This window comes from Kribbella sp. NPDC056951 (genome assembly GCF_042674205.1).
Classification (GTDB): Bacteria; Actinomycetota; Actinomycetes; order Propionibacteriales; family Kribbellaceae; genus Kribbella; species Kribbella yunnanensis.
The window spans coordinates 248,896-262,594 of sequence record NZ_JBHUQZ010000007.1 but is presented as its reverse complement, the minus strand read 5'-3'; the positions used below and the strand labels follow the sequence as shown (position 1 = coordinate 262,594).

Below are 13,699 nucleotides of genomic sequence, written 5' to 3'. Positions count from 1 at the left end.
CACCATGACTCCTTCCCGCCGTGGACTCACCGCCGCCGCGCTGCTGACCATCGCAGCCACCCTCACCACAGTCACCCCCGCAACAGCCGCACCAAACTCAGTAACCGGGTTGCCGATTGGGGACGCCGACCTGACGGAGACTCGGAGTAGTGAGGGGTTGGCTCGGGGGGTTACGTTGACTCGGATTGTGCGGGGGACGGAGCCTGCGCCGGCTGATCAGATCAACACAACGCCGCGTGGGCCGTGGGTGGTGAGCGTGCTGACGATTGATCCTCGGCGGGCTCGCGGGCAACTGCAGGCGACGTACGGCGCTGATCTCGCGCAGGTGGAGAAGACGTCGGATCTGGTGCGGACGGCCGGTGCGGTAGCGGGCGTGAATGCGTCGTTCTTCACGTTTACGGCGAACCCGGCCTACCCGGGTGAGCAGGTCGGGCTGGGGATCTTCGACGGGAAGCTGCTGAGTGAGCCGCTGACCGATCCGGCCGAGGCCAATCTGCTGATTGATGCCAAGAGCAACAAGGTGCTCACCGGGCACTTGAGCTGGACCGGACAGCTGCGCAATCGGTGGACCGGGGCGACGCTACCGCTCGAGTTCGTCAATCACCCACCACTGGACGGCGACGTCGTACTGTTCACACCTGAGTTCGCGGCGGCGACGCCGTCAGGTGCTGGTGTTGAGGTCGTGTTCGATCGGCGTGGCTGTGTCGTCCGCACCGCGACCACGCGCGGGACCACGCTGACCAAGAGCCAGTTCGCCGTACAGGCAACTGGGCCGGAGACGGACGCGCTCCGAGCGCTCACCACTCGCGGCTGTGTCGATCGTCAGCTCGCCGTTGCTGACCAGCGCGGCCGGAAAGTCCAGCTGCACAAGGGCTTGTACGGCGTGACCGGGCGCTACCAGCTCACGTCGAACGGCGCGGTCGTCGTACCGCCTGGTTCCGGCAGCTTCTTCGCGCGCAACCCGCGCACGATCGCCGGAACCACCGCCGACGGCAAGATCATCCTCGCCACCATCGACGGCCGGCAGACCACCAGCGTCGGCACCACGATGGACGAGACCGCCGCAGTCGCGAAGGCGCTGGGCCTGCACGACTCCATCAACCTGGACGGCGGCGGTTCCACCGCGATGGCGCGCGCCGACGGCACCCTCGTCAATCACCCCAGCGGTGCGGGTGGCGCCGAGCGCGCCGTCGGAGACGCCGTGGTCTTCGTCCCCCGTTAAGAACCAGCGAGGGCCTGCAGGCGCCGGAGAGTTTCTTCGGCGCCCAGGGCCTGCGTGGTTGCGTGCAGGTCCGGGCTCTTGGTGGCACCGGTGATGGCAACGCGGACGAGCTGCGAGGCCTCGCGGATCGAACCCGGGTAGGCGTCCGGATCCTTCTTGTATTCCTTGGCATTCGCAGCGAAGCCGTGCTTGGCCGCCAGATCGCGGATCTGGTTGAACCACTCGGACGCGTCATCGCGGTGCTCGTAGCTCGCGACCAAGTCCTGAGCGAACGCGGTGACGACCTCGGGAGCAACCCCCAGCGCGGCGATGCGCTCGTCGGTCGGACCGCTCACCAGCTCGAACAACTCCGGGAAGAAGAACGCGTAGGCAGTCCGGAAGTCGGACCACTTGCGCAGGTCCTTGCGAGGATTCTCGACACCGTCACGCTCGACCGCGAGCGCACGCAGCGCAAGCGAGGGCTCGGCGTCGAGGACGGGCACGAGCTCCGCGTCGTACTGCGTTGCCCACACGCGCACCGCGTCGAAGATCTGCTGACCACTCAACGTGGCGATGTGGTCAGCGCTGATGTCTTCGAGCTTCACGAGGTCGACCAGCGGACCGGCGACACCGCACTGGTCGAGCTGGATCGGCGCGGCCAGCGCCTCGGCCAGCGGGACCTCCGCCAGCCGGCCGTTCGCCAGACCGCGCAGGTAGTACAGGACAGCGTCGGCCGGGAAGCCCGCGCCGATGTAGAAGTCGACACCGGCCTCGGGGTCCTTGCGCTTCGACAGCTTCCGCTTGCCACCCGGGATCTGCTTCATCAGCGGCGCGATGTGCGCGTACTGGATCGGCTCGAACTCCAGCGCCGCGAACAACTGCAGGTGCAACGGCACCGACGAGATCCACTCGTCGCCACGGATGACGAGGTTCACCCGCATCAGGTGGTCGTCGACCGCGTGCGCGAAGTGGTACGTCGGGAGCCGCGGCGACTGGTCGGACGCCTTCAGGATGACCGCGTCGTTCCGGTTCGCCTCGTGCTCGAGCTCACCACGAATCGCATCGGTGAACCGGGTCCGCTGCCCGTCCGCTTCATCGGGTGCGCGGAAACGGACGACGTACGGCGTCCCGTCGGCCAGCTTGGCCGCCACGTCGCTCGCGTCCGCGTCACGCCAGATCGCCCACTTGCCGTAGTACCCGGTCGGAACCTTGTTCGCCTGCTGGCGACCGGTGATGTCGGCCAACTCCTCCTTGGTGGCGAAGCACAGGTAGGCCTTGCCCTGGCGGAGCAGGTGCCGCACGAAGGTCAGGTAGATCTGCTCCCGCTGCGACTGCATGTACGGGCCGTAGGAGCCCTTGGTGACATCCTCGTCCGACGAGATGTGGAAGTAGTCGAACCCGCGCGCGAACTGCTCCAGCGCGCCCTCGACCTCACGCGACTGGTCGGTGTCCTCGATCCGCACCAGGTAGACGCCACCGGTGTTCGTCGAGATGTCCCGGTCGATCATCCCGGCGTAGATCCCGCCGATGTGGATGAAGCCGGTCGGCGACGGCCCGAGCCGCGTCACCTTCGCACCGTCGGCCAGCGCACGCTGCGGATACTTCTCCTCCCAGAACTCCGGCTCGGGGAGATCAGCAGGGAACAGTCCATCGATGACCGCGCGGTCCAGCATTTCGGTAACTCTCACTTCCGGTTCGACGCCAACTGCCCGAGCCTAGCAACTGCGAGTGAAAGAACCGCGGTCAGAGCGTGACCCGGTGCGCGCGGTTGATCTTGATGAGCTCGTCCAGGGCGTCGCGGGTCTTCAGCAACTCGTCGATGTGGTCCGACAACCTATCGCGTTCCTGGACCATCCGGTCCGCGGCGGCGTCCGAGTTCTGCTCGCTCGGGGCATAGCGGCACGGCATCACCTCGGCGATGGTCTTGCTCGACAGGCCGGCGGTGTACAGCACCTGGATGAAGGAGACCCGATCGACTGCCTCCTCCCGGTAATAGCGCTGCCCGCTCGCACTCCGGGTGCTCGTGAGCAGTCCCTGCTCCTCGTAGTACCGCAGCGAGCGCACGCTGACACCGGTCCGCTCGGACAGTTCGCCGATGCGCATCGCCATGTCGGATGTGACCTGAACCACGATGATTTGCCCCTCACATGGATGTGAGCTTTTAGCTTAACTCGTATGAACTCCCTCTTCGACAATCACCAGCTCGGCCACATAGAACTCCCCAACCGCGTCGTGATGGCTCCGATGTCGCGGGTCCGCGCCACGACCGACGGACTCGCGATGCCAGCGATGGCGACGTACTACGCGCAGCGTGCAACCGCTGGGCTGATCGTCTCCGAAGGCGCGCAGCCGAGTCTGATCGGACAGTCAAACCCCAGTACGCCGGGACTGCACACCGATGAGCAGGCGGAGTCGTGGCGCCAGGTGACCGCCGCGATCCACGCGAACGGCGGCCGCGTCTTCGCCCAGATCATGCACGGCGGCCGCGTCTCCCACCCGGAAACGCACGGCCTGCAGCCCGCCGGACCGTCGGCCGTCGCAGCGGTCGGCGACGTCTTTACGCCCAGCGGACGACAGCCCGCACCGATGCCCCGCGCGATGACGACTGCCGAAGTACCGGACCATGCCCGCTCGTACGCCGACGCTGCCCGGCGCGGGATCGCTGCGGGCTTCGACGGTGTCGAACTGCATGGTGCGAACGGCTACCTCATCCAGCAGTTCCTCTCCGACAACGCCAACCTCCGCACCGACCGGTACGGCGGCTCGGTCGCGAACCGGATCCGGTTCGCCGTCGAGGCGGTCGCGCACACGGTCGAGGCGGTCGGTGCCGCCCGCACGGGGATCCGTCTCTCCCCCGGCGCGACATTCTGGGGTGTGCAGGAGAACGACGTACCGGCGCTCTACACGGCGTTGGTCAAGGAACTGGCGGCCTTCGACCTCGCCTACCTGCACCTCGAAGTCACCACCGACGAGGCGACCCTCGCCGCACTGCGCGACATCTGGCCGGGCACCCTGATCATCAACCCCGGCGCCGGGCTGGGCCCTGTTCAGGCCGGACCCTCCGACGCCGACCACTGGCTTCGGCAGGGCGCGGACCTCATCAGCTTCGGCCGCGCGTTCATCGCCAACCCCGACTTGGTCGAGCGCCTACGACTCGGCCTCCCCCTCGCCACCCCCGACGAGGCCACCTACTTCGAGGGCGGCAACCACGGCTACCTGACCTACCCGGCGTACCAACACCAAGCCGCCTAACTCAGTACGGCGACATCCGCCCAGGCGATCCGCAGGCAGGCAGGGCTCCCGTTGAGTCGGCTCGGATCGCCACCGGGCGGCGGTACCGGCGCGGTCTCCACAGCGTCACCTCCGTTGGCGCGGTAGAAGCCCTGTGCCGCAACGTTCTGCTCGAGCACCCACAAGTACATGGCGCGCGTCGCCGCCCGCTGCTCAACAGCACTGGCCGCATGCCGCAGCAAGCGGCCGCCGATCCCGGACCGGCGTCGCGCGGTGCGCACGTGGAGGTTGTCGACCAGACTGCCCCACTGCGGATCCTTGTCGAGCATCACGTGCACGAATCCGATCAGCTGACCGGATTCCTCGGCCAGCATCGTCTCGGTGCGAGCCGGTACGGCGAGTCGTTCCGTCCAGACCTTGCGTCGTTCGGACTCGATGTCGCCGTCCAGGAAGGTGTCGGCGTACGCGCCTCGGTAGTGTCGCCGCCAGCTGTCCGCGTGCAGTGCTGCGACCTGTTCGGCGTCATCCACCGTTGCCACTCGAAAGTCCACGTCATCAAACCTAGTCTGCGGGGATGAGGATTACGCCCCGAATTTTCCTGATGTCCGCCCTCGTCACCGCCGGGCTACTCGTTGCACCAACCGCCCAGGCCGTCGACACCGCGCCCGTCGATCCACGCCCGTCGACCGCGAAGCTCGCCGTACAGCTGCACAAACTCGCCATCCAGAGCCATGGCAAGGTCCGCGTCACCCCGATCGGCCGTAGTAACGAGAACCGGCCGGTCTGGGCAGCGCGGGTCGGCCACGGCAAGGTCAAGATCCAGTACGTCACCCAGCAGCACGGCGACGAGCCGCTCGGGACTCCGGCGGCGCTGGAGTTCTTGCGCACGGTCGGCGTCGGCAACAGCGCATGGCAGCGCAAGCTGTTGTCGCAGGTGACCGTCGACATCGTCGTGCGCGCGAACCCGGACGGCCACGAACGCAACTGGCGCTACAACTACGACCCCACCGCCGTCCCCGAGTACGGTGAAGCCGGCAAGGGGTACGACATCAACCGGTATCACGATCCGGCGGTCGCGCCGGCCGACAACCCGGCGACCGAGGCCGGGCTGATCCAGCGCCGGTTCGCCGCGTTCCAGCCGGACATCATGGTCGACTACCACATGCAGGGTCGCTACAAAGATGCCTCCGGCAAGGAAATCACCGCCTCCACGCTGTGGCCGACGAACGCAGGCGTGAAGCCCGCGGACGGCGACTTCGCCAAGCAGATCGCGGTCGTGGTGCAGCGGTCGATCAACGGCGCCGGCGGCAACGTGTCGCAGTACCCCGGTGGCGACTACCAAGGCATCGCCCGCAACGGCTACGGCCTGCTGGGCAGTGGCAGCGTGCTGGTCGAGCTCAGCGACATCCCCGGTCGTGAGCAGCACCAGATCTCCGATGCACTCGCCTCGATGCTCGCCATCGCACGGTCCGCCGCGAACGGCTCCGTGCACACCATCGACCCGGCGGCCGCAACCGCCATCCCACCGCGCGGCCCGGCCCTTCCTGGCTTTGCCGAGGATGAGCACGACGCCGCCTGACCAATCGACTCAGCTCGCCGGACGTACGTCGTCGATGCGGACCTGGACGCCGTACCGGGGCCGCATCGCGCCGTAGCCGATCGGCTCGATCCGCTGCGCTATCGGGCTCAGCGTGGCGCGCTCGAGCAGCCGGCTGAGGACCACCTGCAGCTCGACAGTCGCGAAGGTCGACCCGATACACCGGTGGGCCCCCGCGGCGAACGGCAGGAACTCGGCCGGAGTCGGCTTCCGGTACGACGGTTGCTGCGGATCCCACCGGTCTGGGTCGAAACGCGTCGGCTCCGGCCAGATCTCGGCGAGCCGATGCGTGACGTACGGACTGATGATCAGCTGGGTGCCGACCGGGATCCGCTCCCCGGCGAACTCGAACTCCGTCGCGACATAGCGCGCCGACAACACGGCCGGCGGATGCAGCCGCAACGCTTCGGACACCAGGTTGGCGATCGACGGGTCGTCGTACGGCGCCGGCTGCCAGTGCTTCGGTGCGTTGACCAGCTCATGAATGAGCCAACCCATCGCAGCACTCGTGGTCTCGTAGCCGGCCGAGATCAGGCTGATCACCTGATCCCGGATCTCCTCGTCGGACAGCCGATCACCGTCCTCGTCGACCGCCTCCACCAACGACGACAACACATCTGTCCCGGCATCGTCCGGATGTGCCCGCCGATACGCGATCTCCTCGAACACCCGGGCGTCGACCTCAGCCTTGGCCGCCAACGCACGACGCCACTTCGGCAGGCCGAGTCGCTCCTGCAGCAGCCGCTCGAACGGCAACAGGTCCAGCAGATCCAGCACGAGCTGCAGCTGATCCCCCAGCCGCTGTTCGTCCGCAGCCAGCCGCTCCCCGAACAGCAGCTCGATCGTGCTCCGCCGGATGGCCCGCCGGAACTCGGCATACGCATCCACCACGGTCCCCGGCTGCCAGCTGTCGATGACACGATCCGCGTTGCGCCGGAAGGTATCGACGTACCCGGCGATCTGACGGTGGTGGAACGCGGGCTGCACCAGCCGCCGTCGGCGCTTGTGCGGCGCGCCGTCACTCGTGATCAGCGCCGTCTCTCCGGTGATCGGCACCAGGAACTCGAACGCCTCTCGCCACCGGAACAGCTCCGAGTTGGCGAACACGAACCGATTGGCCTCGGCGCCGAACAGGTACGTGTAGTGAATCGGCCCGAGCCGCGTCTTCACCACCTCGCCACGCCGCCGGTACATCGCCACGAGCTCGTCGTACGGGCGGCGCAACAGGTCGAAGTAGTCAACTGCCTTCGCGGTGGGCACCTGTCCATCATCACCTCGCGTGATCGCGCACCGAAGGCATCGTGCGCGATCACGCAACAACCGTGGCCGGTTCAGGCAGGTCGTTTTACCAGCTGTTGTTGGAGATTGAGGTGCCGAGGTGGATCTGGTCGTACGTGTTGCCGTCGTTGTCGTCGGTGTAGGCGACGGCTACCTCGGCGTACGACGACACGGCGACCACCATCTGCTCCTGGCGACCGGCCGTGACCGAGCTGAGCTGCTGGGCGGAGAGCCGGCCGGTGTCGGTACCGGCGGGGGTGAAGCCGCGCACCCAGACGTCCAGGTCGGTGGCCTGCGTCGTCCAGCCGACCACTGTCTGCTCAGCGTCGTCAATGCCGACCGAGGGAGCCTTGCCGCCAGCAGCGACCTGTACGTCGGCGAAGCGTGCGGTGCCGGTGGCGTCGAACGTGCGGGTCCACGCGCCCGCCGTACCGGTGTGGTCGGACTCCCACGCGACTGCGAAGTCACCGTTGAAGTTCGCTGCTACCGAGGCGTGAGTCTGCTGACCGTCGCCGTTGGAGTTCGCGATGCGGCGCGAGAGGTTCACTGCGCCGTTTGCCTTCGCCAGCCGGACCAGACCGACGTTGTACGCCGCGTTTGCGTCACCGTCCTCGTCCCACACGACGACCGCGTCACCTGAGGCTGGGACGGCCACATCCGGGTTGTGGTGCTGACCGGTCGTCTGCGATGCGGTGACCTCCCAGGCCCGAGTCGTCGGCCCGGTGTACCCGGCCGCCTTCACCGTGGCCGGCGTACCGGTCTGGATGTCTTCCCAGACAGCAGTGAACGCGACAGCGCCACCACTGGGTGCGCCATCTGGGTCTACAGCCACGCGGGGGTTGATCTGCTGACCGGTAGCGCTGCTGTTGGCGTTACCGGAGGCAGTGACGGTGCCAGCGGTATTCACGACCCGGTAGGGGATGTTGTAGAAGCCGTTGCCATCCGGGTCGTCTTGCCAGACCACTACTGCGTTGCCCTTGTCGTCCAGGTCGACGTCCGGGTGCAGGTGCCGCCAGTTCGTCACACCGGAGTCGCCACCGGCAGACAGCTTCTTCTCGTAGACAGCGGTCCCGTCGCGGAACAGGCGCAGCCAGATGTCGCTGTGCACGTTGTCGGTGGCGTTGTCCGTGTCGCGGTCGTCCTCCCAGACCACAGCGACGTACCCGGTCCGGTTGATCGCAATGGCCGGCGCATCCTGGTCGCCGGTGGATGAGCTGTTGGCAGTCACCCAGACCGGTGCAGCGATGTGTGCGGACGCCGTTGGCGCCATGAGTCCGAGTGCAGTGACAGCAACGCCTGTGATGGCCAGTGCTCGCTTCAGCATCGTCACACCGCCTGCAATCCGGGCTGACCCTCTTGGATGACGAACGACTTCAGTGTCGACACCGTGCCGTCGTGCTCCGAGACCTTGGACAGACCGCGGAAGTCGGCCTGCATCTGGGTCGGTGTGATCGTCGTACGGACATAGCCGCGCCGGTTGCTGTAGAACTTCAGCCACGGGTTCGTCCCGACGTCAGGGACAGTTGTGGTGGCATCACCGTCACCACCTGACGTGACCGACGTACAGACGAGCTCACTGCCGATGGTGGCCGAGCTGGCGTTGTTGTAGTCCTTCTTGAGGTCGTTGGCCCACGCGCGGTGCACGTCACCAGTCAGTACGACGGGGTTGCGCGTACCGCGGTCCTGCCAGCCCTGCTGGATCCGGGCCCGCGAAGCGCGGTAGCCGTCCCACGAGTCCATGCTGGCGCCACTCGCGTTGAACCGGCGGGAGAAGAACACCTGCTGGCCGATGATGTCCCAGGTGCCGGTGTGCTCGTTCAGACCGTTCAGCAGCCAGGTCTCCTGAGCGTTACCCGGCAGACTGCGCGAGGCGAGGTCAGCATCCGAGCAGACCTTCCACCCGTCGCCACAGGCCTGGTCGTTGCGGTACTGCCGCGTGTCGAGCATGTGGAACGTCGCCAGGCTCCCCCACTGCAGGCGCCGGTAGAGCTGGATGGCCGCACCGTTGTTCACCTGCGCCGCCCGCAGCGGCATGTTCTCGTAGTACGCCTTGTACGCCGCCGCCTGCCGGGCAGTCCACTCCGCAGCGGTGAGCGCAGGTGTGCTGTCGGCCCGGATGTTGCCCGCCCGGTTGTTCTCGACCTCATGGTCGTCCGGTACGACGATCCACGGCGCAGCCGCGTGAGCCGCCTGCAGGTCTGGGTCACTCTTGTACTGCGCGTACCGGCGGCGGTAGTCGGCCAGCGACACGATCTCGGTCGCACCCGCGTGCAACCGCGGCCGGCCGGCGGTGGCGCCGTACTCGTAGATGTAGTCGCCCAGGTGCAGGATCAGACCGGGGTTGTCCTCGGCCATCTTGCGGTAGGCGGTGTAGTAGCCCTCCTCGTAGTGAGCGCACGAGGCGAACGCCATGACGAGGTCACGGCCGTTGGTACCGGCTGCGGGCGCGGTCCGGGTGCGGCCGACCGGTGAGAGGTGACCCTGCGCGCGGAACCGGTAGAAGTAGTCGAAGTCCGGATTGAGACCACCGGCGATGACATGCACCGAGTGAGCACCGGCGGACTTCGCCACGACGGAACCGGACGCGACCAACGTGGCAAAGGTGTCGGTGGTCGACACCTGCCAGTCGACGGTCACATCCGCGGTCCCCATCCCGCCGAGACCATCGGCATTCAGCGGAGAGGGAGCCAGGCGGGTCCACAGGACCACGCTGGACGAGTCGGGGTCGCCCGAGGCAACCCCGAGCTGGAACGGATACGGGACTGCCGCGGTCGCGGCGATCACCGCTGAGCGGACCGGGAGTGCGCTGACGCCGGCCGCGGCGAGTCCTCCAAGGACAAGGGTTCTGCGACTGATTGGGCTCATGAGGCCTCACCTTCACGGATACTCGGGGCGGGGAGCGTTCGTGGTGCGGTGGCCATCTTTGCGCAATCGCGGTAACTTTCCTACCTTTTGGTCTAGTTCTGCTCACCCCGTGGCCAAAATAAGCAGTCCCAACGCCGGAATGCCCTCCAGCAGCGTGTTCAGCCACAGCCTCCGTTCGACGAAGAGCAGCACGACCGACAAGAACGTGTGCTGAGCGGCGGTGAACACAACCAACGCCTGCCCGGCCTCAGCGTGACCGTTGCGGACCAGGATCACGCCGGCCACCAGGGCAGCCGCCGTCGTCAGGTTGTAGAAGCCGAGGTTGACCGTCCACAACCGAACCGCGTCGAAGTCGGCCGGCTTGGTCAGGAACAGCGGGTACAGCCGCGGATGCCGGTACAGGAACGACTCCATCACCCAGACCATCACCAGCAGCGCCGCGATGACCACGGCCAGCACCTGCGCCGCCGTACTCATGAGTCGACCAACTCGATGCGATGCCGCGCTGCGACCGCACCGAGCGCGGCGTAGTCGGTCTGGTCGGTGGTCGTCAGCTCGGCGAAGAACGCGCTCATCCCGCCGGTTCGGCTGAAGGCGAGGAACTTCGCGCTCGGGGTGAGCACCGAGAAGGTGTTCACCGTGCCGGCCGGGATGCTGATCGAGGCGCCGGGGCCGAGGTCGTAGCCCTCGTCGCCGGCCTGGACCAGGATCCGGCCCTGCAACACGTAGAACGCCTTGCTCCACGGCTCTGTGTGCGGCGGTCCACTCGGTCCCCGTGGTGCGTCGATCTCGAACAACTCGAACTCGCTATCGGTGTGCTCCGCCGCGATCTTCACGGTCACAGTCGCGTCCGGCGCGACGTACTCCTGCCCGGTTCCTGCTGAACTCAGATGAACTGTCATACCGGTGACGGTAGGAAGCAGGATCGCGACCTACCATCCCGTCGAACGAGGCATCCCACGACGGCTCGAATCCCCACAATTCAGGGATAGGCGACACTCCTACCGCGGCGCATACTGAGGCCATGTGGGAGGGTCGTGCGCGATCCGCGCGCCGGGAGATCGCGGCGCTGGCGACGTCCGGACTGGGCGTCGAGGCCCTGCACGCCGCCGCGATCGAGGTGATCGCCGGAGTCGTGACCAGTGAGCTCACCTGCTGGGCCTCGCTCGACCCGGGCACTCTGGTGATCAGCTCGATGACGAGTGGCCGTGAGCGGATTCCACCGGAGTACGAGCCGCTGCTGGCCCAGACCGAGTACGCCGGCGACGTACCGAACTCGTTCGCCGAGCTGGCCCGCCGTGCGCAGGGCGTGGCCAGGATGTCCGACCTACCGCATCGCGAGGTGGTCGGCCATCGCCGGCTGAACGAGGTCTGGCGCCCGCTCGGCCTCGACCAGGAGGTCCGTACGACGTTCCTCGTGGACGGCGATTGCTGGGGTGCGGCCGGGTTCGTCCGGGCCGGTACCGACTTCAGCGATCGGGAGGTGGAGTTCCTGGCGGCGGTCGCACCGGCGATCGGCGCGGCCACGCGGGTCGCGGTCCGGACCGACGCTCACGGGTACCGCGGAGGGGTCGGCCCGTCGATCGTCGTCACCGGACCGAACGGCGACCCGCGGGCCGTCACCGCGGCCGCCCAGATCTGGCAGGACGAATTGGACCAGATCGCGCCCGGGCGGTTCGCCGTACTGCTGCAGGCCGTCGTGACCGGCACGCGAGTCTCGGAGAGCGGCACCTTCCAGGCGCGCGTCCAGACCGTCTCGGGCGGCTGGGTGTTGTTGCAAGGCAGTCGGCTGATCAGTGACGACGACCAGTCCGAGGTCGTCGTCACCATCGAGCCCGCGTCCGGTCAGCACCTGGTCAACATGCTGCTGGCGGCGTACGGGTTGACCGCCCGTGAGCGCGAGATCTGCCTCGAGGTGATCTCCGGGCACACCACCACCGAGATCGCCGATCGGTTGTCGATCTCGCCGCACACCATCCAGGACCACCTGAAGGCGGCGTTCGCCAAGGTCGGCGTCCGCAGTCGTGGCGAACTGGTCGCCACGCTGCGGCCCGACGACCTGACTATCGGCTGTTGATCAGCATCATCGCGAGGTTGGGGTCGAACCTGCCGGCCGGCTCTGTCGATGCGTTGCACACGCCGTCGGAGTCACCGGGAACCTTGACCCACAACAGCATCTCCGCACCGCCGCCTTGCTGCGCGACCGAGCCGAGCTTGCGGTCGCGCGGGTTGCACCATGGGTCGACCTGCTCGTTGCCCGGCCCCTTGCCGTTGCGGCTGGTGTCCACGATGAACGGCTTGGGAGTGTCAAGGTGGGAGTTGAGTTCAGTGGCGAACGCGATCGACTCGTCGGTGAAAAAGTAGTTCGACACGTTGACCGCCAGCCCGTGGGCGTTCGCCACCCCGGCCAGCTTCAGCCGGGTGGACAGTTCGGGGAGCTTGATGTCGTAACCCCAGCCCTTGTTGGTCGCATCGGCGTACGTCCAGGTGTTCGGCGCGAACTCCTTGAAGGTCTGCAGCGCGAAGTTGAGCATCTCGTACCGCCGCTTGCGTTCCTCGGTGTCCAGGATGCATCCGATGTCGCCGATCGAGTCCGGCTCCACGATCACCAGGGCCGGCCGGGTACCGATCGCCGCCGCGAAAGTCTGGATCCATTCCTTGTACGCCGCCACGTTCCCCGCACCACCGCTGGAATGACCGCCGCAGGCGTCGCGACCCGGAATGTTGTAGGCGACCAGCACCGGCAACTTGCCGGCCGCGTTCGCCGGAGCGATGTACTGCTGGATCTCGTCGGAGATATTGGGGACCCAGCCGCCGAACCAGCGGGCCATCGGCTTGCTGGCCAGCGCGTTGTCGATCGTCGTCTTCCGGTCGTCGTTCGGGTTCAGGCGGATCCACTCTTTCGGGTTGGAGAGCGGGTCGACGTGGAAGCCGTTGGTCTGCGCGACCGGGTTGCCCGCGGGCGTGCCGGTGATGTCGAGCAGCGAGACGTTGTCCAGCCAGAACGTGTAGGCGCCGCCGGCCAGCCCGCCGAGCTGGAAGGTGAGCTCGGCCTGGGTGGTCTCGAAGCCGCCGGTGAAGCCGAAGGCGAACCGCTGCTTCTTCGTGGTGACCGCGAAGGGCTTGTTGAGGGTGCCGGTGAACGGCTCCACGTTGAGCTGCACCGTAGTCTGCAGCGTGCGGGCAGCGGACGCGCGCGCGTCGAAGGCCAGGATGTACTTGTGACCCTGGCGGATCGGGAACGCCGGGACCTTCTGGCCGACCAGCGCGTCCCACGGCTTGGCGGTACCGCCCGGGACGGCGGCCTTGAGTTGCCCGGCGTCCACGCTGATCGGCGTGTTACCGGTCCCCCACCAGTTCGCTGTACTGGTGGTGAAGGCGCCGTTCACGATCAGTTCGGTGGCGGCGCTGGCCGTGGGAGCGCTGCCAGGAATTACCACTCCGAAGGCGAGTGCGGCAGTGACGACGCCGCGGACGATCCATCGCATGTACTGCTCCTCTTGGGGCGAAAGGGGCCGGCATGAGAA

At 67.2% G+C, this 13,699-nt stretch carries 13 protein-coding genes; 4 read left to right on the top strand and 9 right to left on the bottom strand.

Annotated features, from left to right (window positions below; translation table 11 throughout):
- The first annotated feature begins 4 nt into the window (after window positions 1-4).
- A complete protein-coding gene (locus tag ACFTSF_RS27005; RefSeq protein ID WP_380156644.1) occupies window positions 5-1,222 on the top strand; it encodes a phosphodiester glycosidase family protein in 1,218 nt (405 codons plus the stop codon).
- Here the strand turns inward: ACFTSF_RS27005 and ACFTSF_RS27000 are convergent.
- Together ACFTSF_RS27000 and ACFTSF_RS26995 are read right to left on the bottom strand one after the other, a co-directional pair.
- Window positions 1,219-2,874 (bottom strand): glutamate--tRNA ligase, encoded by a 1,656-nt coding sequence (locus tag ACFTSF_RS27000; protein WP_380156642.1) that lies wholly within the window; start codon window positions 2,872-2,874, stop codon window positions 1,219-1,221. The two genes, ACFTSF_RS27005 and ACFTSF_RS27000, sit on opposite strands and share 4 nt — an antisense overlap.
- Before the next feature lie 70 nt (window positions 2,875-2,944).
- A complete protein-coding gene (locus tag ACFTSF_RS26995; RefSeq protein ID WP_380156640.1) occupies window positions 2,945-3,331 on the bottom strand; it encodes a MerR family transcriptional regulator in 387 nt (128 codons plus the stop codon).
- Between the two features lie 45 nt (window positions 3,332-3,376).
- Between ACFTSF_RS26995 and ACFTSF_RS26990 the strand changes: the two genes are divergently transcribed.
- Window positions 3,377-4,453, top strand: a complete 1,077-nt coding sequence (locus ACFTSF_RS26990) for an alkene reductase (protein WP_380156638.1) — start codon at window positions 3,377-3,379, stop codon at window positions 4,451-4,453.
- Here ACFTSF_RS26990 and ACFTSF_RS26985 read toward each other — a convergent pair.
- The gene (locus ACFTSF_RS26985) at window positions 4,450-4,983 is read right to left on the bottom strand and encodes a GNAT family N-acetyltransferase (RefSeq protein WP_380156637.1); all 534 of its coding nucleotides are present in this window, start codon (window positions 4,981-4,983) and stop codon (window positions 4,450-4,452) included. The two genes, ACFTSF_RS26990 and ACFTSF_RS26985, sit on opposite strands and share 4 nt — an antisense overlap.
- 23 nt (window positions 4,984-5,006) lie before the next feature.
- Between ACFTSF_RS26985 and ACFTSF_RS26980 the strand changes: the two genes are divergently transcribed.
- The gene (locus ACFTSF_RS26980) at window positions 5,007-6,011 is read left to right on the top strand and encodes a M14 family zinc carboxypeptidase (protein ID WP_380156635.1); all 1,005 of its coding nucleotides are present in this window, start codon (window positions 5,007-5,009) and stop codon (window positions 6,009-6,011) included.
- A gap of 9 nt (window positions 6,012-6,020) precedes the next feature.
- Here ACFTSF_RS26980 and ACFTSF_RS26975 read toward each other — a convergent pair whose 3' ends face one another.
- The 5 genes from ACFTSF_RS26975 to ACFTSF_RS26955 form a co-directional block, all read right to left on the bottom strand.
- Window positions 6,021-7,289, bottom strand: a complete 1,269-nt coding sequence (locus ACFTSF_RS26975) for a cytochrome P450 (RefSeq protein ID WP_380156633.1) — start codon at window positions 7,287-7,289, stop codon at window positions 6,021-6,023.
- 85 nt (window positions 7,290-7,374) lie between these two features.
- Window positions 7,375-8,631 (bottom strand): hypothetical protein, encoded by a 1,257-nt coding sequence (locus ACFTSF_RS26970; RefSeq protein ID WP_380156631.1) that lies wholly within the window; start codon window positions 8,629-8,631, stop codon window positions 7,375-7,377.
- A gap of 2 nt (window positions 8,632-8,633) precedes the next feature.
- Window positions 8,634-10,172 (bottom strand): alkaline phosphatase D family protein, encoded by a 1,539-nt coding sequence (locus tag ACFTSF_RS26965; protein WP_380156629.1) that lies wholly within the window; start codon window positions 10,170-10,172, stop codon window positions 8,634-8,636.
- Between the two features lie 102 nt (window positions 10,173-10,274).
- Window positions 10,275-10,649 (bottom strand): DUF1304 family protein, encoded by a 375-nt coding sequence (locus tag ACFTSF_RS26960; RefSeq protein ID WP_380156627.1) that lies wholly within the window; start codon window positions 10,647-10,649, stop codon window positions 10,275-10,277.
- The gene (locus ACFTSF_RS26955) at window positions 10,646-11,074 is read right to left on the bottom strand and encodes a cupin domain-containing protein (RefSeq protein ID WP_380156625.1); all 429 of its coding nucleotides are present in this window, start codon (window positions 11,072-11,074) and stop codon (window positions 10,646-10,648) included. The genes ACFTSF_RS26960 and ACFTSF_RS26955 overlap by 4 nt, the downstream gene beginning before the upstream one ends.
- 122 nt (window positions 11,075-11,196) lie before the next feature.
- Between ACFTSF_RS26955 and ACFTSF_RS26950 the strand changes: the two genes are divergently transcribed.
- Window positions 11,197-12,249: a LuxR C-terminal-related transcriptional regulator gene (locus tag ACFTSF_RS26950; protein ID WP_380156623.1), complete on the top strand. Its 1,053-nt coding sequence runs from the start codon at window positions 11,197-11,199 to the stop codon at window positions 12,247-12,249.
- On the opposite strand, the gene ACFTSF_RS26945 is transcribed toward ACFTSF_RS26950, so the two are convergent.
- Entirely contained in the window at window positions 12,236-13,660 is a 1,425-nt protein-coding gene (locus ACFTSF_RS26945) for a glycoside hydrolase family 6 protein (RefSeq protein WP_380156621.1), read from the bottom strand. The two genes, ACFTSF_RS26950 and ACFTSF_RS26945, sit on opposite strands and share 14 nt — an antisense overlap.
- Between the last annotated feature and the right edge of the window lie 39 nt (window positions 13,661-13,699).

Bases quoted from the DNA above. Each gene is read 5' to 3' on its own strand.
- ACFTSF_RS26970 (WP_380156631.1), bottom strand. From the start codon at position 8,631: ATGCTGAAGCGAGCACTGGCCATCACAGGCGTTGCTGTCACTGCACTC.
- ACFTSF_RS27000 (WP_380156642.1), bottom strand. From the start codon at position 2,874: ATGCTGGACCGCGCGGTCATCGATGGACTGTTCCCTGCTGATCTCCCC.
- ACFTSF_RS26950 (WP_380156623.1), top strand. From the start codon at position 11,197: ATGTGGGAGGGTCGTGCGCGATCCGCGCGCCGGGAGATCGCGGCGCTG.
- ACFTSF_RS27005 (WP_380156644.1), top strand. From the start codon at position 5: ATGACTCCTTCCCGCCGTGGACTCACCGCCGCCGCGCTGCTGACCATC.
- ACFTSF_RS26960 (WP_380156627.1), bottom strand. From the start codon at position 10,649: ATGAGTACGGCGGCGCAGGTGCTGGCCGTGGTCATCGCGGCGCTGCTG.
- ACFTSF_RS26945 (WP_380156621.1), bottom strand. From the start codon at position 13,660: ATGCGATGGATCGTCCGCGGCGTCGTCACTGCCGCACTCGCCTTCGGA.
- ACFTSF_RS26955 (WP_380156625.1), bottom strand. From the start codon at position 11,074: ATGACAGTTCATCTGAGTTCAGCAGGAACCGGGCAGGAGTACGTCGCG.
- ACFTSF_RS26980 (WP_380156635.1), top strand. From the start codon at position 5,007: ATGAGGATTACGCCCCGAATTTTCCTGATGTCCGCCCTCGTCACCGCC.
- ACFTSF_RS26990 (WP_380156638.1), top strand. From the start codon at position 3,377: ATGAACTCCCTCTTCGACAATCACCAGCTCGGCCACATAGAACTCCCC.
- ACFTSF_RS26965 (WP_380156629.1), bottom strand. From the start codon at position 10,172: ATGAGCCCAATCAGTCGCAGAACCCTTGTCCTTGGAGGACTCGCCGCG.